Genomic DNA, 22,231 nt, shown 5'->3' on the forward strand with positions numbered 1-22,231 from the left:
GGCAAGTGGTGGATCAGCTGACGCAGCACGATCCGCGGCGGATCGGGCCGTTCGAGGTGCTGGGACGGCTGGGGGCCGGCGGCATGGGGCTGGTCTATCTGGCGCGCTCGGCGTCGGGCCGGCGCGTGGCGATCAAGACGGTCCGCACCGAACTCGCCGAGGACCAGCTCTTCCGCGTGCGCTTCACGCGCGAGGTGGAGGCGGCCCGGGCGGTCTCCGGCTTCTACACGGCCGCGGTCGTCGACGCCGATCCGCGCGCCGCCGTGCCCTGGCTGGCCACCGCGTACGTGCCCGCGCCCTCCCTCGAGGAGATAGTGAACGAGTGCGGGCCGCTGCCGGCGCAGGCGGTGCGCTGGCTGGCCGCGGGTGTCGCGGAGGCGCTCCAATCCATCCACGGCGCCGGGCTCGTCCACCGCGACCTGAAGCCGTCAAACGTCCTGGTCGTCGAGGACGGCCCGCGGGTGATCGACTTCGGCATCGCGTCCGGCGTGTCGAACACGCGTCTGACGATGACGAACGTCGCCGTCGGCACCCCCGCCTACATGTCCCCGGAGCAGGCCAAGGACTCCCGCAGCGTCACCGGCGCCAGCGACGTGTTCTCCCTCGGCTCCACCCTCGTCTTCGCCGCCACCGGCCACCCCCCGTTCCACGGCGCGAACCCGGTCGAGACGGTCTTCATGCTGCTGCGCGAGGGCCCGGACCTGGAGGGCCTCCCGGACGAGCTGCGCCCGCTCATCGAGTCCTGCATGCAGATGGAGGCCGTGGGCCGCCCCAGCCCCGCCGACCTCCAGGCCCAGCTCGCACCCCACCTCTTCGGCTCCGGCTCCGACGACAGCGGCACGGCGTCGGCGTGGCTGCCCGAGAAGGCGGTCGCCCTCATCGAGTCCCGCCGCGGCGGCCGCCCGGCCGGCAAGCCGGCCCCGCCCGCCGCGGGCCGCGACGGCGCGGGAACGGCCCCCGCGCCGGCCCGCCCGGCCGTGCCGCCCCCGCCCCCGCACGACCCCGTCGTCCCGGCGCCCGCGCCCGTCGCGGTCGGCGCCCCCGACACCGGGCCCGTCCGGCTGCCCGGCGCGGCGGTCCCGATCGGCCCCGGCCCGCGCGTCGCCGACGTCCGCGCCGCCGCGGCCGTCCGGGCGCCCGCGCCCGAGTCCGGCCTGGTCGCCTCCTGGTCCCGGCCCCGCCCCGGCGTCAACGGCGCCGACGCGACCGCCGCGCCGGCCGCCCCGCCGGCGCCCGCGGAGACCCCGGCCGGCTGGCGCCCCTGGCGTTTCCGCATGTCCAACGACGTCTGGGGCACCCCGGCCGTCGACGGCGACCTGGTCTACGTGACCTCCTTCGAGGTGCACGCCCTGGACGTGGCCACCGGCCGCCGCCGCTTCAAGACCCGGGACGTGGCCTGGTCGATGGCGGTCGCGGACGGCCGTGTCCACGCCTCCGACGGACCCACCCTGTACGCCCTGGACGCCCGCGAGGGCACCGACCTGTGGCGGCTGCCGACGGACGCCTGGGTGTACTGCCTCAGGGCCGAGCGGGGCACGGTGGTCACCGGCACCCGCGGCGGCGGCGTCCAGGGCTGGGAGGCCTCCACCGGGCAGAAGCTGTGGGAGGTCACCGGCTGTCAGACCGACTTCGAGTCCCCGGAGGCCGGCCCCGCCCTGCACGACGGCACGGTCTACCTCTGGCAGGACGCGCGCCTGCGGGCCCTGGACGCCCGCACGGGCGACGAGCGCTGGTCGTACCCGATCGGCGACACGGCCTCCTGCGGCGGCGTCCCGGTGCGGGTCACGGCCGCCCCGGACGGCTACGTCTACCTCTCCGCCGGCACCCGGGTCCTCGCCGTCGACGTGGCGAGCGGCATGGTGCGCTGGCACTTCGAGGCCCCGGCGGTGTTCCTCTCCCCGCCCACGTTCGTCCCCGGCCCGGCCGTCACCGGCGGCGGCGTCTACCTCGCCGACTACCTCGGCACCGTGTACGCCCTCGACGCCACCGACGGCCGCGACCGCTGGCGCATCGCCACCGAGGCCCGTTCCTCGGTCGACCCGGTGCTGGTCGCCGGCGGGCACGTCCACGTCGGCAGCGGCAAGGGCCTCTACACCCTGGACGCGGTCACGGGCACGCCCAAGTGGCGCTTCCAGGCGGGCGGCGACATCGTCGGCGCGCCCGCGGTCGCGGAGGGCCGCATCCACTTCGGCTCCACCGACCACCTGCTGTACACCCTGAAGGCCGACGACGGCCGCCTGCGCTGGAAGCTCGCGACCGGCGGCGAGATCACCGGCTCCCCGGTGGTCCGGGACGGCGTCGTGTACGCGTGCAGCAAGGACCGCTGCGTGTACGCGCTGGACGCGGAGAAGGGGACGGGCACGGCGAGGACGGCCTGAGGCCCGGTCCGCCGCGTCCGAGGGCGCCCGACGCGCTCGGGTCCGTGCCGGTCGGGACGGCCGTCGTACCGAGTGCACGGAAGGGGGCGCCGGACGGCGGCCGTCGCTGAGGGAGCGGCCCGTCCACCGCTCTCCCCGCAGACGCTACGCCCCGTACGGGCCGGTCGCCAGGTAGTGACATGCTCGTGACAGGCGGCCCTTAGGGTCGTGACCATGGAGCGACGGGGACACACACGAGGACGCAGGCTCAGACTGACCGCGGTGGCGGCACTGGTGGTGCTGGCCCTCACCGGCTTCTCCACCGGCCGGGGCCACGGCAGCAGCAGCCACGGCGGCGGCGACGGCGGTGGGGGCGGCGGATGCAGCAGCTCCCGCCAGGACCACGACAGCTCGTCGAGCAGCGGCGGATCGTCCTCGTCCGGCACGAGCGGCTCGCACTACGACGACTACGACGACGACTACACCGACGACGACCACGGCGACGGCACCGGCTCCGGTTCCGGCGGGTCGTCCGCGCTCCAGGACGCCGAGGCGGTCCTGGTCGGCTGCGCCGGCGAGGAGACGCCGTACGCGACGGTCGAGGTGACCAACCCCAACGCCGTCGCCGGCACCTTCACGGTGAACGTCGGCTTCTACGACGCCCGGGGCGACACGGTCGTCCTCGGCAGCGCCGACGTCGACGTGCCCGCGAACGGCACCGCGACCGGGCGGGTGGAGGTGGGCGACAGCAAGCTCCTCCCCCGCATCGACGACTGCGAGGTCGACCTGTACGCCCCGCCGGCCACCTGACCCGCTCGGCACCCCGGCCCCGGCCGGCGGACGGCGGACAGCCCCGTCCGGCGGCCGGGGGCGGGTCGCCCGGTGCGACGCGGTACGGCGCGGACCGCTTCTCCGCCCCCCCCGCTCACCGGCCCGGACGAGGACGACACACGGCCGACTCGCCGTGGAACGGTCTGCGCTCGCCCCTGGACACACCTCGGCCGCGGCGGCTCCCCTCCGCGCCGCCGCGGCCGATCGGTCCCCGTGGGGAAGTGGTCTCTACTTGCCGTCCAGGTCCAGGTCCAGGGCGGGCGGAGCGGGCATGGCGTTGTTCAGCGTGGTGATCGTCTCCTTGCCCGCGGGCTCGCTGGGCATGGCGTTGTTCAGCGTGGTGATCGTCTCGTCCGTCGCCGGCGGCGTGGGCATCGCGTTGTTCTTCGAAGAGACGGTCGCGTCCTTCTTCTGGTCGCTCATGGCCTGAGTTCCTCTGCTGTGGTGACGAGTGCGGAACGCCCGCCCGGGAGCTCCCCCGCGGGCTGCCGGACGGGCGCTCGGAGCCGTGCATCAACTGCCGGACTCCTGGCCGGATCGCCTGCCCCCCGACGCGACGCTCCGACTCGTCATACAGTGCCGGACCGCGATAAACAAACACTGAACGCCCCTGCCCGTGCGGGGAGAAGCGTACCGATCAGCACGTGGACGCGGGCGCGAGGAGCGTGCGCACGACCTCCGCCTCCGGTGCGCCGCTCTGCTCGCAGAGGTTCAGCGCCTCACGCCAGCAGGCCTTGGCCCGGTCCACCTGCCCCAGTTCGGCGAGCGCCCGCCCCAGCAGCGTCAGGACGTTCCCCCGCATCCGGTCGCCGCCGATGCAGCCGAGGGTGAGCGCCAGCTCGGCGTGCTGAGCCGCCTGTGCGGGGCGGCACGCGGCGAGGTGCACCTGCGCGATGCGGAAGTGGGTCACTCCCTCCCACAGGCGCTGCCGGTGGGCGTGGAAGATGTCCAGGGCGTCGGAGAACTGGCCGAGCGCCTCGGCATGACGGTCCGCCTGGGTGAGCGCGACCCCCAGGGCGAAGTGGCTGTTGGCGAGGCGCACCGACCGGCCGATCTCGCTGTGCGCGCTCAGACCGCGCCGCGCGATCTCGACCGCCGTGACGGTGTCGCCCATTCCCAGGTACGCGCGGGACAGGTTGCCCAGAGCGGTGGCCTCGAAGGGCCGGTTCCCCGCCGCCCGCAGGCCTTCGAGGGCCTGGTCGAAGAACGCCTTGCCGTCGGCGAACCGGCCCTGGTGCAGGCAGACGAGCCCCCGGTTGTTCGCCACCCAGCTGACGGCGGTGGCGTCCCGGACGCTCCCCGCCAGGTCCATGGCGACCCGGGCCTCGTCCTCCGCCTGCTGGATGCGGCCGGAGACCAGCAGCACATCGCTGAGGACCGTCCGCGCCCTGCCCTCCGCCCGCCCGTCGCCCATCGCCCGGGTGGCGTCGCACGTCGCCCTCGCCGTCATCTCGTACTGGTGGGAGTTGGCTCCCGACTCGGTCAGGTCCTTGGCCGCCCACAACAGGTCGACGGCCCGGCGCAGTCTCTCCGTCCCCGCCGCCTGCCGCACGCAGGCCAGCAGCGGCCCGGCCTCCGTGTACAACCAGTCGAGGGCCGCCGTCGCCTCGGTGAAACGCAGCCCGGGGTAGCGCGTGGGCTCCAGGTCGTCGACCAGCCGGTCCCTGGGGTGCTCGATCGCGTACACCCGGCCCGTCGTCGCCAGGTAGAAGTCCAGCAGCCGTGAGAGCGCGGCCTCCCGCTCACTCGGCGGCCACTCGTCCCTCTCCGCGCACGCACGCGCGTAGAGCCGGACCAGATCGTGGAACCGGTAGCGACCGGGCGCCGCCGATTCCAGCAGGGAGGTGTCCACGAGGGATTCCAGCAGGTCCTCCGTCTCCTCCACCGGAAGGTCCAGCACCGCCGCGGCCGCCGCCAGCGAGATGTCGGGGCCGTCGGCCAGTCCCAGCAGGCGGAACGCGCGGGCCTGGGCCGGCTCCAGCTGGCCGTAGCCGAGTTCGAAGGTCGCCTTGACGGCCAGGTCGCCGGCCTGGAGTTCGTCCAGCCGGCGGCGCTCGTCCCCGAGCTTCGCGGCGAGGACCGACACCGTCCAGGTGCGGCGGGAGGCGAGACGGGACGCGGCGATGCGGATCGCCAGCGGGAGGAAGCCGCAGGCCGCGACGACGTCGAGGGCGGCTTCCCGCTCGGCGGCCACCCGCTCCTCGCCCACGATCCTCGTGAACAGGGTCAGCGCCTCGTCCGGGGACATGACGTCCAGGTCGACCAGGTGGGCCCCGGCCAGGTCCACCATGCGCACCCGGGAGGTGACCAGCGCCGCGCACCCCTCCGTCCCGGGCAGCAGCGGACGGACCTGCGCCGCGTCCTTCGCGTTGTCCAGCAGGACCAGCACCCGGCGTCCGTCCAGCAACGACCGGTACAGCGCCGCCCGTTCCGGCAGGGTGTCCGGGATCGCCGAGTCCGCCGTGCCCAGGGCGCGCAGGAAGGAGCCCAGCACCGTCTCCGGTTCCGCGGGCCGGGCGCCCGCGCCCTGGAGGTCGACGTACAACTGTCCGTCGGGGAAGGCGGTCCGTGCCCGGTGGGCCACGTGCACGGCCAGGGTCGTCTTGCCGACGCCCCCGATGCCCGCCAGCGCCGACACCGCCATCACCCGGCCGGTCCCGGTCGCTCCGGCCCCGGAAGCGCCCGCCAGCACCTCGCTCAGCTCGGTCACGAAGGACGCCCGACCGGTGAAGTCGGGCACGGTGGCCGGGAGCTGTGCCGGCCGTACCCGCGCCGACGGCGGCTCGGCCGCCGGGGCGGACGGTTCCGCCAGGTCCGGGTCGGCCTGGAGGATACGGCGCTGGAGCTCGCGCAGCCCCGGCTGCGGGTCCACCCCCAGGTCCTCCGCCAGCAGCCGCCGCGTGTCGGCGTACACCGCGAGGGCCTCGGCCTGCCGCCCGCCCCGGTAGAGCGCCAGCATCAGCAGCTCCCGGAACCGCTCCCGCAGGGGGTACGCCGCCGTCAGCGCCGTCAGTTCGGAGACGGTCTCCGCGTGGCAGCCGAGCTCCAGGTCCAGGTCGAGGCGGGACTCCAGCAGGCCGAGGCGCCACTCCTCCAGGCGGACCCGCTGGGCTTCCGCGTACGGCCCCGGCACGCCGGCCAGGGCCTCGCCGTCCCACAGGGACAGGGCCCGCTTCAGCGCGTCCCGGGCTCCGGTCAGGTCCCCGGCCACCCGCGCCTTCTCCGCCCGGGCCGCCAGCTCCTGCGCCACCGCCAGGTCCAGCGCGCCGTCCCCCAGCCCCCGCACCGCGTAACCGCCCGCGTCGCTGACCAGGACGCCCGGGTCGAGGACCTTGCGCAGCCTCGACGCGTACGTCCGCACCGCCGCCAGCGCCTGCGACGGCGGCTCCTCGCCCCACAGGGCGTCGATCAGTTCGGCGGCCGTCGCGGTGCGGCCCTCGCGCAGCAACAGGGCGGCGAGCAGCGCGCGTTGCTGGGGAGAGCCGGTCGCCAGCGACTCGTCGCCGCGCCGGGCGCGCACCGGGCCGAGCACGTCGAAGCGCAACGGGACCGGCTCCCCCGAGGAGCCGGGACGTCTCTGCTCCGGCACGCGCGGTACACGGTCGTCCATGGGGGTCCCCCTAGGCATCCTGAACAACCAGTTCAGTTTGCCCTGTCCATGCCGGAAACGTCACCGTGGGAGACGCCGATCACAGGGGGACCTGTGGGAGACGCGCGCCTCGCGCCCCCTCTTCGCACACATCCGCGCGGAGTCCGGCGAACGGCCCGGCGAGGGAACGGCGTTCTCCGCGCGAAAGCTGACGACTCGTCAATCCATGGGCGGTGCGGTGCTCATGAGCGGTGCCGTCCGGGGTCGTTCCGTCCGCGCTCAGTCCGTGAGGTCGACCCGTACCGTCAGCAGTCCCGTGCCGAGGACCCGTACGGCCGCGCTGTTGTAGCGGGGGAGGAGGCGCAGGCGGGCGCGGGGGTCGTCGTCGGGGAGCAGGTGGGCCGTACCGGTGTGCCACCGTCCGCGGATGCGCACCCGCACCCGGGGGTCGGCCCGGATGTTGCGGACGTACTGCGAGCGCTCGCCGAACTCCGACACCAGCCAGAAGGAGTCCCCGACGCGCCGGCCGCCCACCGGCGTCCGGCGGGGCAGACCGGAGACGCGGCCGGTGGTCTCCAGGAGCGTCTGGAGGGGCAGGCGGCGGGTGAGCGGGTTGGCGACATGCCGTTGGAAGGCGGTCGCGGCACGGAAGCGGAGGTCGTCGAGACGGGACATGGTCTGTCGTGCCTTCCGGTAGGGGCGGGCCTGGGACGCGTCGCCCACCTTGCCACCGGCCGGGCGGGTGGGGGCGGGAGAACGCCGGGACGGGGGTGGGCGCGGTGGCCTGGAGTGGCCCTCCCGTCCGGCACCGTGCACGATGTTTCCGGGCAAAAGGTGTGAATCACCGCCCGTCCACCCCGGGAAAGGACCGCATGGCATGAGCGCCGACGCGTCGGAGGCGACGAGACCACCACGACGGACCCGGAGGCGCGCCGCGACCGCGCTCGCCGGGCTGGCCCTGGCCGCCGCGGGCGCGGGGACGCTCGTCTCCTGCGGTTCGGACGACGGTGGCGGCGGCGCTTCGCCCACCCCCCGCCCCACGGCCCCCGACACCGCCGCCTTCAGCGGCACGCCGCCGTCCGCCCTCGCCTCGCTCGGCGAGTCCGTCAAGGAGTCCGCCCGCGCGGCCGCGTCGGCCGCCGCCTCCTCGGCCTCCGCCAGGGCCTCGGAGTTCGAGGCCTCCGTGTCGGCGGAGGTCGCCCGGGCCAACGCGGCCGCCCAGAAGGAGCTGGCGGACGTCGACGGCCGCGGCAACGCCACCGCCGACGTCTCGCTCACGGGCAAGCCGAAGTCCCAGACGGGCGGTCTGCTCGCCGTCGTCGTGAACATCACCAACAGCACGGACGCCACCGCTTCCTACGCCGTCCAGGTCGACTTCCGCGACTCCTCCGGCAAGGTCGTGGAGACCCGCTTCGTCGGCGCCGAGGACCTCGCCCCGGGCAAGAAGGCGCACCCTCTCGCCATCAGCCGCAAACCCCCCGAGCCGCAGCTGACCGCCGTGGTCGCCAAGGCCCAGCGCTACTGACGCCCACCCGGCTCCCGCACCCGGCGCGGGCACCGGACCGCGCGCCGCCGCACCGCGCGCGGTGGCGACCGGGCCGGCGGACCCCACCACCGCCCGAACGCACCCCGAACGTTCCCCGGGCGCACAGGAGTCCGCCCGGTGTGAGGTCCCTGCGGGCGAGGTGTGATCCCCCGCCGGGCGTGCGCCGGCGCGTGTCGGCCTCCCCGCCGGCGTGATCACAGCACGGGGAAAGCGCACGGCGACGGTGCCGGCGCGGGCCGGACGGCCCTGACCGGCGTGGAGGAGGCGTCGCCGAGGGCGAGCCGGTCCCGGCCCCGTCCGGCCCGGTGACGCCGACGGAGCCGGAGCGGATCACGTGCACGGTCACGGTCGAGTGAGGGCCCGCAGGGCAGAGGCGGCCCCGCCCGCCTCACTCCCGCCCGAGGAACACCGGGTTGGTGAACGCCGCCGGCGCCCCCGGCAGCGGTCCCGCCGCCACCTCGTGCCGCACCTCGGCCCGTACGTACGCCGCGTACGAGGGGGTCGTGCGCCACTCCACGACCCCCGCACCCGACACGGGCAGCGGGGCGCTCGTGAACAGCACGCCCTGGTCGGTGACGAAGCGGACCGTGCAGCGCGGGGCGCCCGTCACCTCCAGGCGGACCGTCACCGGTGCGTCGCGCCCCACCTTCAGGCGCTCCCCGATACCGGCCCGCTCGCCCCGGCCGCCCGTCGCCGTGAACGCCAGCGACACCCTGCTCGACTCGGCGACGTACGACCGCCCGGCGCGGATGCCGTCCTGGACCGCCTCCCGGGTCAGGTCGTCGGCCAGGACCACCGTCTGGGGCAGCCCCACCACGTCCGGATCCCGGTGCGCGTCACTGCTGCCCATCGCCGGGAGCCAGTCCTGCCGGCCCTCCCGCACCCCCGCCACCAGCCTCGCGTCCCAGTCCGCCAGGGCCGTCTCGTCGTCGGGCGTGTAGGGCCCGTTCCACACCTCGACCGCGTCCGCCTCCCCGAAGCCGAACTTCCAGCCGCAGCCGACGCAGGTGGCGTGCGGGTGGGCCGGCACCACCAGGCCGCCCGCCCGGCGGATCCGGCGGGCGAACCGGCCGAAGCGGTTGTCGCGGGCCCGGTAGCGCCAGTCGACGAAGGTCCCGGGGTCCGTGCCCACCGCCACGACGTGCCCGTTCCTCGTCGTGACCTCCTCGCCGAGCAGGACCAGCAGGTCGTCCCCGGCCACGTCCGCCCAGTGGGCGTGCGCCGCGTGCGTGTTGTGCTCGGAGGTGTTGATGAAGTCCAGACCCGCCGCCCGCGCCAGCGCCCCGATCCGGGCCGGTGTGCGGCGGCCGTCGGAGTACCAGGAGTGCAGGTGGCAGTCGCCCCGGTACCAGGCCCGGCCCCGGCCCTTCGCCCGCTCCGGCGGATACGCCGGCCGCACGGCCTCACCCGGTTCGCCGTACGTCAGCGTGACCGTCAGCTCGTACGCCAGGCCCTGCGGCGCCACCGTGTAGGGGCCCAGCACCACGTGCCAGGTGCCCTGGCGCACCGGACCCGGGAGGTACCCCGGCGTGGCGTCGTCGGCGCGGAGGAAGAACTCCGTGCGGGCGCCCCCGGACCAGCCCCGGAAGCCCTCCCCGCCCAGCTCGGTGCCGCGTTCGTCGAAGACGCCGATGTCGAGCGCGTTGCCGGCCGTGCCGGCGGGCACGGACGGGCGGTCGTAGGCGTACGCGACCCTCAGTTCCCGTACGCCCGGGGGCACTTCGACGGGTACGTACACGAAGTCCGGTGCCCCCGGGGGCAGCGTGCCCCGGACGGTCCTCGTCTCCCGGTCCCGGCCGTCGGCCGCGGCGAAGCTCACGCCCCCCAAGGTAAGCGCGGCGGCGGCGCCGGTGACGAACAGCGCGCGTCGTGCGATCCCGTTCTCCTGGTCGTCGTCACACATGTCCGGCACTGTCCCGTGCGGTCCTGAACTCCCGTGGACGGGGAGGGGGTCGGCAGGTGTCCGGACGACGGGCGACGTGCTCCGCACATGCTTTCGTCGCGTCGGGGGAAGGTCCGGAACGTGACGTGAGCCGTCGCACCGCCGTACGGGAGGACGTCCGCCCGGCAGACGGCGGGACTCGTCCGGCGGGACCCGGCGCCGTCGGCGGCCGGGGCGGCCGCCCGGACCCGTTCGGTGGAGGTGCGTGTCGATGACCGAGGAACGGCGGCGGAGACGTACTCCGGGCACCTGGTGGGTCAACCGGCGCTTCCGGCACTTCGACCGGCCCGCGTCGCTGACCTGGCCGGAGGCGGAGTGGGGCCTCGCCCACCTGGCGGAGCGGCTGGGGCCCTGGCACGAGGACACCCGCTTCGCCCGTCTGCGGGTCATGGGCTGGCTGAAGCGGGAGGGGGACACCGCCGCCGCCCTGCGGATGGCGCACGAGGACGTCGCGGGCCGCACCGCCGACTTCGGGCCGGACCACCTGGACACGCTGCGGGCGCGCAGCACGGTCGTGTGGTGCCGCCGCGAGGACGGTGACCTGGACGGAGCCGTCGCCGACGCACGGCTCCTCGTCGAGGACATGACCCGGGCGCACGGCCCCGACCACGAGGACACCCACCGGGAGCGGTGGATCCTCGCCGACCTCATCGGCGAGAACGGCGACCCGCCCGAGGCGGTCCGCCGGCTCACCGCCCTGTACGCGGAGTCGCGGGCGCTCGGCCCGCGCCGCACCCGCTGGACCCGCGTGATCCGCACCAGCCTGGTCGGGGCGCTGGAGCGCAACGGCGACCTCGGTGAGGCCCTGGAACTGCTGGACGTGGAGATCGAGGCCGAGCGCGGCACGATCTACGGCGTCGACGAGAACCTCGGCGACCACGAGATGAAGCGCCTCCAGGAGTGGCGCACCCGGCTGGCCGGGGAACTGGCCGCCGAGCGGTACCGGCGGGAGACGGAACGGCGGCGCGGGGAACGGCGCGACCGCCGCCCGTGACACGCCCTTCGTGACACGGCGCCCGTGACACGCCGTCCGTGACACGCCGTCCGTGACACGGCCCACGCGGCCGGTCCCGCGACGGCACCGGCCGGATGCCGACCGGTCGGTATGGACACGTGGACCGTCCCCCGGTACAGATGAGGACGTCACCCGCGAGAGAGGCCCCCGTACCGAAAGGCCCGCCATGCGCATCGCCGTCACCGTCTTCCTCACCGACGAGACGATCACCCCCACCCGCCTCGCCCGTGAGCTGGAGCAGCGCGGCTTCGCCGGGCTCTACCTGCCCGAGCACACGCACATCCCGGTCGAGCGGACCACCCCGTACCCGGCCGGCGGCGACCTGCCCCGCGAGTACGGCCGCACCCTCGACCCCTTCGTCGCCCTCGGCCAGGCGGCGGCGGTGACGCGGACGCTGGGCCTGGGCACCGGCATCACCCTCGTCGCCCAGCACGACCCGATCGACCTGGCCAAGCAGATCGCGACCGTGGACCACCTGTCCGGCGGGCGGTTCACCCTCGGCCTGGGCTACGGCTGGAACGTCGAGGAGGCCGCCGACCACGGCGTCGCGTGGCGCACCCGGCGCGAACTGGTCCGCGACCGGATGGCGCTGATGCGCGCCCTGTGGGCGCAGGAGCCCACCGCCCACGAGGGCCCCTTCGGCTCCGTCCGGGCCAGCGAGGCCCACCCCAAGCCCGTCCAGAAGCCGCGCGGACCGGTCGTCGGCCCCCGCACCCTGATCGGCGGGGCGGCCGGCCCCAAGCTCTTCGCCCACATCTGCGAGTACGCCGACGGCTGGCTGCCCATCGGCGGGCGCGGGCTGTCGGAGTCCCTGCCGCTGCTGCGCGCCGCCTGGGCCGACGCGGGCCGCGAACCGTCCGCCCTCCAGGTCGTGCCGTACGCCGTCCACCCGAGCCCGGGCAAGCTCGCGCACTACGCGGACCTCGGCATCGAGGAGATCGTGGTGCAGCTGCCCCCGGCGGGGGAGGCGGAGGCGCTGCGGGCGCTGGACGCGTTCGCGCCGTACCTCTGAGCCGCCGCGGGCCCGCGCGTCCGGCAGGAGGGCCCCCTAGGCCGCCGGGGGCCCGAAGACCGGCGGCCGGAGGCCGTCCCCGGTGGGCTCGTCGTCGCCCTGCCGCCACGCGGGGTCCAGGGCGCAGGGCGTGGAGGCGCCGCCGGTGAAGTAGCGGCGGTCCGCGAAGTAGTGGAAGGACACCCGCTCGTCCCCGTCCGAGCGGGAGGCGAACAGGGACCAGTCCCCGGACGCGTCCTTGCGGTACGACGAGACGTCCCAGCCGCTGTCCTTCAGGTGCGCGTGCAGCCGGCGCAGGCCGGGGACCGCCTGCCCGGCGGGCACGTCGTCGAGCGCCCAGCCGTGGCTCACGCGGTAGACGCCGTCGACGGTCTCGTCGGTGAGGCCGCCCCGGTAGCAGGAGTCGGACGCGAGCGTGTTCTCGGGCGAGACGCCCACCTCCTCGACGCCGGGCTCGATGACGCGGGTGAACCCCAGCACCCCGTACGCCTCCTGGGAGCGCTCGACGGCGCGGCCCGCCATCTCCTCGGGCGCGACGCGCGGGAAGTCCGACGGGTCCTTCGTCACCACGGCGATCCACCCGACGAGGGCGAGGACGAGGAGCAGCGGTACGGCGACGAGCGCGGCGCATCCGATGCCGACGGCCCGCGCGGCGCCGCTGCGGTCCGGGACGGAGGGGACGGTGATCTCCTGGGGCATGGGGGAACCGTAGGGCGGCGGGGCCGACCGGCGTATCGGTGCCGCCGCGCAGGCGGAGTGGGCGCCCCTACTCAGAACCTCCGGGGAAATACGTGATCGTATGCTCGGAGAATGACGACTTCCGCGACCTCCGGAACCGGCCCCACCGACCGCCCCGGCGGCGGCACCGGCCCGACCGAGAACTCCCTGCGTCGCGCCCTCAAACGTGCCCGTGACGGCGTCGCCCTCGACGTCTTTGAGGCGGCGGTCCTGCTCCAGGCGCGCGGCGAACACCTGGAGGACCTCGCCGCGTCCGCCGCGCGGGTGCGCGACGCGGGCCTGGAGGCGGCCGGCCGCCCCGGCGTCATCACCTACTCCAAGAGCGTCTTCGTCCCCCTGACCAGACTGTGCCGGGACAAGTGCCACTACTGCACCTTCGTCACCGTCCCCGGCAAGCTGCGGCGCGCCGGGCACGGGATGTTCATGTCCCCGGACGAGGTCCTCGACATCGCCCGCAAGGGCGCGGCCCTCGGCTGCAAGGAAGCCCTCATCACCCTCGGCGACAAGCCCGAGGACCGCTGGCCCGAGGCGCGCGAGTGGCTCGACGCGCACGGCTACGACGACACCCTCGCCTACGTCCGGGCCGTCTCCATCCGGATCCTGGAGGAGACGGGCCTGCTGCCCCACCTCAACCCGGGCGTCATGAGCTGGACCGACTTCCAGCGCCTCAAGCCCGTCGCGCCCAGCATGGGCATGATGCTGGAGACCACGGCCACCCGCCTGTGGTCCGAGCCCGGCGGCCCCCACCACGGCTCCCCGGACAAGGAGCCCGCCGTCCGCCTGCGCGTCCTCGAGGACGCCGGCCGCTCCTCCGTCCCCTTCACCTCCGGGATCCTCATCGGCATCGGCGAGACCCACGAGGAGCGCGCGGAGTCGCTGTTCGCGCTGCGGAAGGTCTCGCGCGCCTACCACGGCGTCCAGGAACTGATCATCCAGAACTTCCGCGCCAAGCCGGACACCGCGATGCGCGGCATGCCCGACGCCGAACTGGACGAACTCGTCGCCACGGTGGCGGTCGCCCGCCACATCATGGGCCCGTCCGCCTGCCTCCAGGCCCCGCCGAACCTCGTCGACAGCGAGTACGAACGGCTCATCGGCGCCGGCATCGACGACTGGGGCGGGGTCTCCCCGCTCACCATCGACCACGTCAACCCCGAGCGCCCCTGGCCGCAGATCGAGGAACTGGCCCGGCGGTCCCGCGCCGCCGGCTTCGAGCTGCGCGAACGGCTCTGCGTGTACCCGGAGTTCGTGCGCCGCGGCGAACCCTGGCTGGACCCCCGGCTCCTCCCGCACGTCCGCGCGCTCGCCGACCCGGAGACCGGGCTGGCGGTGCCGGACGCCGTGGTCGAGGGCCGCCCCTGGCAGGAGCCGGAGGAGGCGTTCACCGCCTCCGGCCGCACCGACCTGCACACCGCCATCGACACCGACGGCCGCACCTCCGACCGGCGCGACGACTTCGACGAGGTGTACGGCGACTGGGACGCCCTGCGCGAGGCCGCCGCCCCGGGCATGGCCCCGGAGCGCATCGACACCGACGTCCGCCAGGCCCTGCGCACGGCGGCCGACGACCCCACCCGGCTCACCGACGCCGAGGCGCTCGCGCTGCTGCACGCGGACGGTCCCGCGCTCGACGCCCTCACCCGGATCGCGGACGACGTCCGCAGGGCGGCGGTCGGCGACGACGTGACCTACATCGTCACCCGCAACATCAACTTCACCAACGTCTGCTACACCGGCTGCCGTTTCTGCGCCTTCGCCCAGCGCCGCACGGACGCCGACGCCTACACCCTCTCCCTGGAGCAGGTCGCCGACCGCGCCCAGCAGGCCTGGGACGTCGGCGCGGTGGAGGTGTGCATGCAGGGCGGCATCCACCCCGACCTGCCCGGCACGGCGTACTTCGACATCGCGAAGGCGGTGAAGTCCCGCGTCCCCGGCATGCACGTGCACGCCTTCTCGCCCATGGAGGTCGTCAACGGCGCGACCCGCACGGGGATGCCGGTCCGCGAGTGGCTGGCGGCGGCCAAGGAGGCCGGCCTGGACTCCGTCCCCGGCACGGCCGCGGAGATCCTCGACGACGAGGTCCGCTGGGTGCTGACGAAGGGCAAGCTGCCGACGGCGACCTGGATCGAGGTGATCACGGCCGCCCACGAGCTGGGCATCCGCTCCTCCTCGACGATGATGTACGGCCACGTCGACCAGCCCCGCCACTGGCTCGGCCACCTGCGCACCCTGTCCCGCATCCAGCAGCAGACGGGCGGGTTCACGGAGTTCGTGACGCTCCCCTTCATCCACACCAACGCCCCGGTGTACCTCGCGGGCATCGCCCGCCCCGGCCCGACCACCCGCGACAACCGCGCGGTCACCGCCATGGCCCGGCTCCTGCTGCACCCGCACATCCCCAACATCCAGACCAGCTGGGTGAAGCTGGGCACGGAGGGCGCGGCCGAGATGCTCCGCTCCGGCGCCAACGACCTCGGCGGCACGCTGATGGAGGAGACCATCTCCCGCATGGCGGGCTCCTCCTACGGCTCCTACAAGTCCGTCAAGGACCTGATCGCGGTCGCGGACGCGGCCGGCCGCCCCGCGAAGCCGCGCACGACGCTCTACGGCGAGGTCCCGGAGGAACGGCAGCGGGCGGCCCGGGCCTCGGACGGGCACCTGCCGGAGCTGCTGCCGGTGCTGGACTGAGGACCGGGGGACAGGAGCCTCACAGTAGGATGATCCGATCCCCGGGTCTCGGGGCTGGATACTGAGGAGAGGCGTGCCCGTGGCTGCCCGACGGCTTCCCTCGTGGGCCTGGGTCACCGGTCTGACGGCCGGTGCGATCGTCGTGGTCGGTGCTCTGACGGTACGGGCCGAGGAGGGCCCGCACCCGACGGCGTCGGCGGCGGCCAAGCCCTCGGCGTCGGCCTCGGCGGGGGCGAAGCCCGCCGCCTCGCCGTCCGCGGTCCCGACGGCGGCACCCGTGCCGGACGGCTCCGGCACGGGCCGCCGCGTCGTCTACTCGCTGGGGCAGCGCCGGGTGTGGCTGGTCGACGCGGACGAGGAGGCCCGCCGCAGCTTCACGGTGTGGCCGGGCACGGTCGACCCCGACCCCGGCCGCTACACCGTGTCCCTGCGCAAGGACGCCACCACGGGCTCCGACGGCGTGAAGATCGAGCACATCGTCTACTTCTCGGCCAAGTCGGGCGTCAACATCGCCTTCTCCAACGCCGTCGACGGCTCCTCCCCGCCGCCCGCCTCCGGCGGGCAGACCGGCGGCATCCGCATGGCGAAGGCCGACGGGTCGGCGCTGTGGGCCTTCGGGGCGACGGGGACGACGGTGCGGGTCGTCGAGTAGCCGGCGACCGCGGCGGCATCCGACGGCCGGCGCCGGGGTCGCCGGGCGGGGTCAGTCGGTGCTCCCGGGCGTCCGCCCGAACGGCAGGTACTGGACGAGCAGCACGACCCCGCTGAGGACGAACACCCGGGTCGCCGCGTCCAGCCCGTTCCAGTCGCCGGACTGCCACATCGCGAACCACTCCCCGCCTATCGCGATGAACCCGCCGCCGAACAGCAGCATCAGCATGAGCAGCCCGTAGGTGGAGACGCGCCGGGCGCGGTCCTCGTCCCGCCGTGCCCAGAACCACGTGCCGGCGATCAGCACCAGCGCGGCGACGGTCTCCCAGGCGATGATCGCGACGTAGGCGGCGTCCTGAAGTCCCTCACTGGTGACGGCCCGCCACATCAGGTCGTCGTCCTTGAAGGTCGTGTCCATCGCGAGGACGTGCCGCACGAACTGCTGGTTGGTCCCGAAATCGGTGATGTTCCCGAAGGCGACGAGGGCCGTGTAGAGGGCCACGGCCGCGGTGAGGAGGGTGGCGGTGAGGGTGAGCGCGCGTGAAGTGGACTTCGTCATGCCGGTCATCTTCCCCACGGGGCCCGCGCGGCCCGTGCGCATTGAGCCACCGTCACGGACGGACCCCCGCCTCGTCCCGTCTTCCGCCTCCCCCGACAGACCGCCCCCAGCCGGGTCATAGCGCCCGCCGTGCCGGCGGTCGGCCCGATCGGTCCTCAACGCCGCGTTCTGGCTCGATTACAGTGACGAGCGTCGTACGTACGGACGGTGCCGGGGAGGACTTGGTGGGTGCGACAGCCGGCGCCGTCTGGGGCCGTACCGAACAGCAGGACTTCCGCAGCAGGGTGCGCGGCACGCTGCTGGGCGCGGCCGTCGGGGACGCGCTGGGCGCGCCCGTCGACGGGCTCGGCCTGGAGGAGATCCGGCAGGCGCACGGCCCCGAGGGGCTCGCCGACCTCGCCCCCGCCCACGGGCGGCGCGGCGCCGTCACCCACCTCACCCAGCTGACCCTCTTCACCGTCGACGGCCTGATCCGCGCCCAGGTCCGCCGTGACACCGGTGCCTGGCACCCGCCGACCGACCTGCACCGGGCGTACCTGAGATGGGCGGCCACCCAGCACGACTGGGGCCCCGACCTGCGCCGCGAGGACAACGGCTGGCTGGCCCGCGAGGAGTGGCTGTACGCCCGCCGCGCCCCCTCCCGCGCCCTGCTGCTCGGACTCGGCGACGACACGATGGGCACCCTGGAGGCGCCCAAGAACGCCGGCGAGACCGGCCCGGAGGCCACCGTCCGCTCCGCGCCCTTCGGACTGCTCGTCGGCTGGGAGCCGCAGCTCGTCGCCCAGCTCGCCGTCGAGTGCGCGGCCCAGACCCACGGTCACCCCGTGGCCTGCCTGTCGGCGGGCGCGTACGCGGTCACCGTGCACGCGCTGGCCCGCGGCGACAGCCTCGACGGCGCGGTGCAGAGGGCGCTCGCCCTGCTGGCCGGCCGGCCGGGGCACGAGCCGGTGTCGGAGGCGCTGCAGCGCGCGCTGGGCGCCGTGCGGCAGGGGCTGCCCGGGCCCGCCCGGGTGGAGGAACTGGCCGGGGCGGGAACGGCCCCGGCGGTGCTGGCCGCCGCCGTCTACTGCGCCCTCGTCGCGGAGGACGTCCGCCACGGCCTGCGCCTCGCGGTGAACCAGGGCGCCCCGTCGGCGGCGACCGGCGCCCTGGCCGGCGGGCTGCTCGGCGCCCTGCACGGCGAGACGGCCCTCCCGCCGGCCTGGCTGGCCGAGCTGGAGGGCCGTCCCACGATCCTGGAGCTGGCCGACGACTTCGCGATGGAGATGACCCAGGGACCGGCCCTCCACACCCCGTCCGGCGCCGCCCCGGGCTGGCTCGCCCGCTACCCGCGGGGTGCCTAGTCCTTCACGGGCGACGGCACCGTGTCCCGGGGCTCCGGCACCGCCGCCGCGCCCGCCGTGTCGTCGTCGTCCGAGTTGATCCGGTCGATGAGGGCGAGCCGCTCCGGGGTGTCCTCCGGCTTCAGGTAGCCGATCAGGACGTACAGCACCAGCGACACCGCCAGCGGCACGGAGACCTGGTACTGCAACGGCACCCCGCCGTCGACGTTCCAGCTGATCGGGTAGTTGACCAGCCAGAAGGCGAGCAGTCCCAGCGACCAGCTGGTCAGCGCCGCCGTGGGCCCGGACCGCCGGAACGGCCGCAGCAGGCCGAGCATCATCGGGATCGCCATCGGGCCCATCAGCCCCGCCACCCACTTGATCACGACGGTGATGATGTCCTTGAACGTGGGCGAGTTGACCTGTGTGGCGGCCGCCATGGACAGCCCGAGGAAGACGACCGTCGCGATCCGGGCCACCCGCAGCCCCTGTCCCTCGCTCCAGGTCCGCGCCCTGCGCCACAGCACCGGCGCGCAGTCCCGGGTGAAGACGGCGGCGATGGCGTTGGCGTCGGAGGAGCACATGGCCATCGTGTGGGAGAAGAAGCCGACGATGACGAGCCCCAGCAGCCCGTGCGGCAGCAGCTGTTCGGTCATCAGCGCGTACGCGTCCGACCCGTCCGGCTTCTGCGACTCGACCAGCAGCGGCGACATCCACATGGGGAAGAACAGGACGAGCGGCCACACGAGCCACAGCACCGCCGACAGCCGCGCCGACCGTTCGGCCTCCTTCGCGTTCGGCGTGGCCATGTAGCGCTGGGCCTGGTTGAGCATGCCGCCGTTGTACTCGAAGAGCTTGATGAAGAGGAACGCCAGCAGGAACACCGTGCCGTACGGTCCGACCAGCGGCTTCTCGTGCCCGTGGAGCGCCGGTTCGTCCCAGGCGCTGACGATGCCGAGGCCCTTGTCGCCGAGTTCCATCACGACCGCGACGAACATCGCGACGCCGGCGAGGAGCTGGATGACGAACTGGCCCAGCTCGGTCAGCGCGTCCGCCCACAGGCCGCCGATCGTGCAGTAGACGGCCGTGATCGCGCCGGTGATGAGGATGCCCTGGTTCAGCGAGATGCCGGTGAACACGGACAGCAGGGTCGCGATGGCGGCCCACTTGGCGCCCACGTCCACGATCTTCAGCAGCATCCCGGACCAGGCCAGCGCCTGCTGCGTCTTCAGGTCGTACCGGTTCTTCAGGTACTCCAGCGGGGAAGCGACGCGCAGGCGTGAGCGGAGCCGGTTGATGCGGGGGGCGAACAGCCTGGACCCGATGGCGATGCCGAGGGCGATGGGGAAGGACCAGGTGATGAAGGAGGTGACGCCGTACGTGTAGGCGATGCCGGCGTACCCGGTGAACATCACCGCGCTGTAGCCGGACATGTGGTGCGAGATGCCGGACAGCCACCACGGCATCTTGCCGCCGGCGGTGAAGAAGTCGCTGACGTTGTCGACCCGTTTGTGGGACCAGACGCCGATGGCGACCATCACACCGAAGTAGCCGATGAGCACGGCCCAGTCGAGACCGTTCATGTGCCCCCTTCCAGGGTCCGCCGCCAGGGTCAGGCATGTGAACTCTGAGTTCGGTGGCATGCCCGCGGCAAGCGAGCGGAAGGTCAAGAGCACGTAAAAAAGTTCTTCTTGATGACCTGTGTTTACATATCTGAACGATCTGGGCGGTCGGCGAGAGACGATCTTGGCCGGAAGTCGTCGGCCGCGACGGTGAGGGGAACGGCCGGCCGTCCCCCCGCGGACCTGGGCGGAGCGAGGTCGGGGCCGGGGCCGGAGCCGAGGCCGGGCGGGGCGGAACCGGCCGCCCCGTTCATCCCGACGGCGCCGGGACCGGACCGGTGCGCCGGCCGGCTCCGGTGGTCACTTCAACTCGTCGGGACACGGCGTGCCCCGGCGGAACTGGTACGGCGCCGCCAGCCGGTACGTCCCCGCCTTCGGCGCGACCAGCATCGTCCACCGGTCGCCGTCCGCGTTCTCCTCCGTCTCGAACAGGCAGCCGTGGACGTTGTCGTACGTCTTCGGCTCGCCCTCGGACCGGTTCCTGGACGCCTCCGTCTCCTGCGGCGGCTTCAGGCTCTTGCCGTCCGCGTCGACGATGCCCAGCCACGGCGAGTACGGGATCCGGATCAGGATCCGCCCCGCCTCGCGCACGTCGATCGTCATCTCGCCCTGCGCCGCCAGCCGCACCTCCGCGTTCGGCTCGGCGAGCGGCGCCGGGTCGTTGACCTGGAACAGCTGCCAGTTGGCGTCGCCCCAGATCTGCTTCAGGTACGGCAGCCCCCGCTGCACCAGCTCCCGCTCCCGCTGCCCGCCGTCCCCGTCGGGCTCGTCCTTGGGCACCACCACGAAGTGCACGGCCCACCGCTGGAGCCACTCGTGGTAGTTCGCGGAGTTGAGGGTGTCGTCGTAGAAGAGCGGGTTGCGCCCCATGTCGGCCTGCCGGTTCCAGCCGCGGGCCAGGTTGACGTAGGGCGCGAGCGCCGACGCCTCGCGGTGCGAGCGGGCCGGCACGACCTCCACCCGGCCCTTCTCCGCGCCGACCTCCTGCAACTCGTTGACCAGCGGCGCCAGCTCACGCGCCCAGGACGCCGCCGGCGTCGTGCGGACGATGTCGTCGACCGACTTGAAGCCGATCCAGCCGACGAAGACGAGCGAGGAGAGCACGATCGTGTACCACTTGACGCTGCGCGGCGCCGCGAACGGCAGCGCCGCCATCAGCACCACGCCCGCGAACACCATCGCCAGCCGGGTGATGTTGGACCCGATCTGCGAGCTGACGACCCACACCACCAGCACCGCGAGCCCGTACACCGCCGACGTGATCCGCACGGTCTTCCAGTCGCGCGGCACCACGGCGAAGACGATCACCGAGAACAGCAGCGGCAACGACGCCGAGCCGACGGACATCGGCTGGGTGCCGGAGAAGGGGAACAGCAGCGCCGAGACCGCGACGACCACGCTCGGGGCGAGCCCCAGCGCCCACGCGCCCGGCCGCCGCTTCTGGAGGAACAGCGCCACCGCCACCAGACCGACGAACAGACCGGCGACCGGCGACCCCATCGTGGCGAGCGCGGCGAGCGGCGCCGCGCACAGCGCCTTCGCCCACCGCTTGTAGCGCCAGCGGTGCGGCCAGCAGAACACGACGGCGACCGCGCCCAGCGCGAACATGGTGCCGAGCCCGAACGTCACCCGTCCCGAAGCCGCGTTGCACAGCAGCGCGAAGACGCCCGCCAGCGCCGGCCACATCGGGTCCCGCACCGGCCGGCAGCGCAGCAGGATCAGCGTCAGCAGCCCCGCCGACAGCGTCCCGGCGACCATCATCGTCGTCCGGACGCCGAGGACGGACATCAGGTACGGCGACACCACGCTGTACGACACCGGGTGCATGCCGCCGTACCAGGCGAGGTTGTACGCGGAGTCGGGGTGCCGGCCGACGAACTCGGCCCACGCGTCCTGCGCCGCCAGGTCCCCGCCGCTGTTCGCGAACGTGAAGAACCAGACGAGGTGCAGCACCCCGGACAGCGCCGTCACCGAGAGCACCGGATGACGCCGGAGCCACCCGCCGGCCCGGCGGGTGACGGCCCTCACACGGGACTCCGGGGGCTCGCCGGCGCCGGCTTCGCGCCGGTCCGCCCCGCCGCCGTCGTCATGGCCGCGTGCCGGGTCCCGGTCGGGGCCGTCCTCATGGTCCCGGTCGTGGTCCCGGTCGGGGCCGTCCTCATGGTCCCGGTCGTGACCGTCGGCCCGGGCCGGGTCGTGACCGCCGTCGTGGTCGCGGTCATGGGTGCCCGACTGCGGCGCGGGCAGGTGCACCCGCGGGCCGCCGTCCGGGTCCGGACCGGTGTCGTCGGCGCGTGTCGGCTCCGCAGTGGCCACCTGAAGGCACTCCCCGTGTCCCGTCTTCCGCTCTCGGCCGCAC

General features: G+C 74.2%; 16 protein-coding genes. 8 read left to right on the top strand and 8 right to left on the bottom strand.

All coding sequences use genetic code 11. From position 1 onward, the window contains the following. The first annotated feature begins 5 nt into the window (after positions 1-5). Both ACH4F6_RS12810 and ACH4F6_RS12815 read left to right on the top strand, forming a co-directional pair. Positions 6-2,378 carry a PQQ-binding-like beta-propeller repeat protein gene (locus ACH4F6_RS12810; protein ID WP_397960088.1) on the top strand — a complete coding sequence of 791 codons (2,373 nt, stop codon included), beginning with the start codon at positions 6-8 and terminating at the stop codon, positions 2,376-2,378. Positions 2,379-2,591: 213 nt separating this feature from the next. Then, positions 2,592-3,167 (top strand): hypothetical protein, encoded by a 576-nt coding sequence (locus ACH4F6_RS12815; protein WP_397960090.1) that lies wholly within the window; start codon positions 2,592-2,594, stop codon positions 3,165-3,167. Between the two features lie 249 nt (positions 3,168-3,416). Here ACH4F6_RS12815 and ACH4F6_RS12820 read toward each other — a convergent pair whose 3' ends face one another. The 3 genes from ACH4F6_RS12820 to ACH4F6_RS12830 all read right to left on the bottom strand — a co-directional run bounded on the left by ACH4F6_RS12820 (position 3,417) and on the right by ACH4F6_RS12830 (position 7,452). After that, positions 3,417-3,611 (bottom strand): hypothetical protein, encoded by a 195-nt coding sequence (locus ACH4F6_RS12820; protein WP_397960092.1) that lies wholly within the window; start codon positions 3,609-3,611, stop codon positions 3,417-3,419. A 214-nt stretch (positions 3,612-3,825) separates the two neighbouring features. Next, positions 3,826-6,798 (bottom strand): BTAD domain-containing putative transcriptional regulator, encoded by a 2,973-nt coding sequence (locus ACH4F6_RS12825; RefSeq protein WP_397960094.1) that lies wholly within the window; start codon positions 6,796-6,798, stop codon positions 3,826-3,828. A 258-nt stretch (positions 6,799-7,056) separates the two neighbouring features. Then, entirely contained in the window at positions 7,057-7,452 is a 396-nt protein-coding gene (locus ACH4F6_RS12830) for a nitroreductase/quinone reductase family protein (protein WP_397960096.1), read from the bottom strand. A gap of 202 nt (positions 7,453-7,654) precedes the next feature. On the opposite strand from ACH4F6_RS12830, the gene ACH4F6_RS12835 reads away from it, so the two are divergent. Next, positions 7,655-8,302, top strand: coding sequence for a hypothetical protein (locus ACH4F6_RS12835; RefSeq protein WP_397960098.1), 648 nt, complete (start codon positions 7,655-7,657; stop codon positions 8,300-8,302). A gap of 409 nt (positions 8,303-8,711) precedes the next feature. On the opposite strand, the gene ACH4F6_RS12840 is transcribed toward ACH4F6_RS12835, so the two are convergent. Further along, the gene (locus ACH4F6_RS12840) at positions 8,712-10,226 is read right to left on the bottom strand and encodes a CehA/McbA family metallohydrolase (protein ID WP_397960100.1); all 1,515 of its coding nucleotides are present in this window, start codon (positions 10,224-10,226) and stop codon (positions 8,712-8,714) included. 250 nt (positions 10,227-10,476) lie between these two features. On the opposite strand from ACH4F6_RS12840, the gene ACH4F6_RS12845 reads away from it, so the two are divergent. Then, positions 10,477-11,259 (top strand): hypothetical protein, encoded by a 783-nt coding sequence (locus ACH4F6_RS12845; RefSeq protein ID WP_397960102.1) that lies wholly within the window; start codon positions 10,477-10,479, stop codon positions 11,257-11,259. Between the two features lie 187 nt (positions 11,260-11,446). Beyond that, complete coding sequence (locus ACH4F6_RS12850) at positions 11,447-12,292, top strand: LLM class F420-dependent oxidoreductase (RefSeq protein WP_397960104.1); 846 nt, start codon at positions 11,447-11,449, stop codon at positions 12,290-12,292. A gap of 36 nt (positions 12,293-12,328) precedes the next feature. Here ACH4F6_RS12850 and ACH4F6_RS12855 read toward each other — a convergent pair whose 3' ends face one another. Next, positions 12,329-12,991, bottom strand: coding sequence for a hypothetical protein (locus ACH4F6_RS12855; protein ID WP_397960106.1), 663 nt, complete (start codon positions 12,989-12,991; stop codon positions 12,329-12,331). A gap of 111 nt (positions 12,992-13,102) precedes the next feature. On the opposite strand from ACH4F6_RS12855, the gene ACH4F6_RS12860 reads away from it, so the two are divergent. Both ACH4F6_RS12860 and ACH4F6_RS12865 read left to right on the top strand, forming a co-directional pair. Next, positions 13,103-15,718 carry a bifunctional FO biosynthesis protein CofGH gene (locus ACH4F6_RS12860; RefSeq protein WP_397960108.1) on the top strand — a complete coding sequence of 872 codons (2,616 nt, stop codon included), beginning with the start codon at positions 13,103-13,105 and terminating at the stop codon, positions 15,716-15,718. Positions 15,719-15,791: 73 nt separating this feature from the next. After that, positions 15,792-16,370, top strand: a complete 579-nt coding sequence (locus tag ACH4F6_RS12865) for a hypothetical protein (RefSeq protein ID WP_397960110.1) — start codon at positions 15,792-15,794, stop codon at positions 16,368-16,370. A 51-nt stretch (positions 16,371-16,421) separates the two neighbouring features. Here the strand turns inward: ACH4F6_RS12865 and ACH4F6_RS12870 are convergent, their stop codons facing one another. Next, positions 16,422-16,928 (bottom strand): DUF2165 domain-containing protein, encoded by a 507-nt coding sequence (locus ACH4F6_RS12870; protein WP_397960112.1) that lies wholly within the window; start codon positions 16,926-16,928, stop codon positions 16,422-16,424. 224 nt (positions 16,929-17,152) lie between these two features. On the opposite strand from ACH4F6_RS12870, the gene ACH4F6_RS12875 reads away from it, so the two are divergent. After that, on the top strand, positions 17,153-18,271 hold the full coding sequence (locus tag ACH4F6_RS12875) for an ADP-ribosylglycohydrolase family protein (RefSeq protein ID WP_397960114.1): 1,119 nt from the start codon (positions 17,153-17,155) through the stop codon (positions 18,269-18,271). Here the strand turns inward: ACH4F6_RS12875 and ACH4F6_RS12880 are convergent. Together ACH4F6_RS12880 and ACH4F6_RS12885 are read right to left on the bottom strand one after the other, a co-directional pair. Then, the gene (locus ACH4F6_RS12880) at positions 18,268-19,833 is read right to left on the bottom strand and encodes a sodium:solute symporter family protein (protein WP_397960116.1); all 1,566 of its coding nucleotides are present in this window, start codon (positions 19,831-19,833) and stop codon (positions 18,268-18,270) included. The two genes, ACH4F6_RS12875 and ACH4F6_RS12880, sit on opposite strands and share 4 nt — an antisense overlap. Before the next feature lie 339 nt (positions 19,834-20,172). Beyond that, positions 20,173-22,188: a glycosyltransferase family 87 protein gene (locus ACH4F6_RS12885; protein WP_397960118.1), complete on the bottom strand. Its 2,016-nt coding sequence runs from the start codon at positions 22,186-22,188 to the stop codon at positions 20,173-20,175. Positions 22,189-22,231: the final 43 nt, after the last annotated feature.

It is taken from the genome of Streptomyces sp. NPDC017936, from assembly GCF_044328485.1.
Classification (GTDB): domain Bacteria; phylum Actinomycetota; class Actinomycetes; order Streptomycetales; family Streptomycetaceae; genus Streptomyces.

Bases quoted from the DNA above. Each gene is read 5' to 3' on its own strand.
- ACH4F6_RS12815 (WP_397960090.1), top strand. From the start codon at position 2,592: ATGGAGCGACGGGGACACACACGAGGACGCAGGCTCAGACTGACCGCG.
- ACH4F6_RS12820 (WP_397960092.1), bottom strand. From the start codon at position 3,611: ATGAGCGACCAGAAGAAGGACGCGACCGTCTCTTCGAAGAACAACGCG.
- ACH4F6_RS12825 (WP_397960094.1), bottom strand. From the start codon at position 6,798: ATGGACGACCGTGTACCGCGCGTGCCGGAGCAGAGACGTCCCGGCTCC.
- ACH4F6_RS12830 (WP_397960096.1), bottom strand. From the start codon at position 7,452: ATGTCCCGTCTCGACGACCTCCGCTTCCGTGCCGCGACCGCCTTCCAA.
- ACH4F6_RS12835 (WP_397960098.1), top strand. From the start codon at position 7,655: ATGAGCGCCGACGCGTCGGAGGCGACGAGACCACCACGACGGACCCGG.
- ACH4F6_RS12840 (WP_397960100.1), bottom strand. From the start codon at position 10,226: ATGTGTGACGACGACCAGGAGAACGGGATCGCACGACGCGCGCTGTTC.
- ACH4F6_RS12845 (WP_397960102.1), top strand. From the start codon at position 10,477: ATGACCGAGGAACGGCGGCGGAGACGTACTCCGGGCACCTGGTGGGTC.
- ACH4F6_RS12850 (WP_397960104.1), top strand. From the start codon at position 11,447: ATGCGCATCGCCGTCACCGTCTTCCTCACCGACGAGACGATCACCCCC.
- ACH4F6_RS12855 (WP_397960106.1), bottom strand. From the start codon at position 12,991: ATGCCCCAGGAGATCACCGTCCCCTCCGTCCCGGACCGCAGCGGCGCC.
- ACH4F6_RS12860 (WP_397960108.1), top strand. From the start codon at position 13,103: ATGACGACTTCCGCGACCTCCGGAACCGGCCCCACCGACCGCCCCGGC.
- ACH4F6_RS12870 (WP_397960112.1), bottom strand. From the start codon at position 16,928: ATGACGAAGTCCACTTCACGCGCGCTCACCCTCACCGCCACCCTCCTC.
- ACH4F6_RS12880 (WP_397960116.1), bottom strand. From the start codon at position 19,833: ATGAACGGTCTCGACTGGGCCGTGCTCATCGGCTACTTCGGTGTGATG.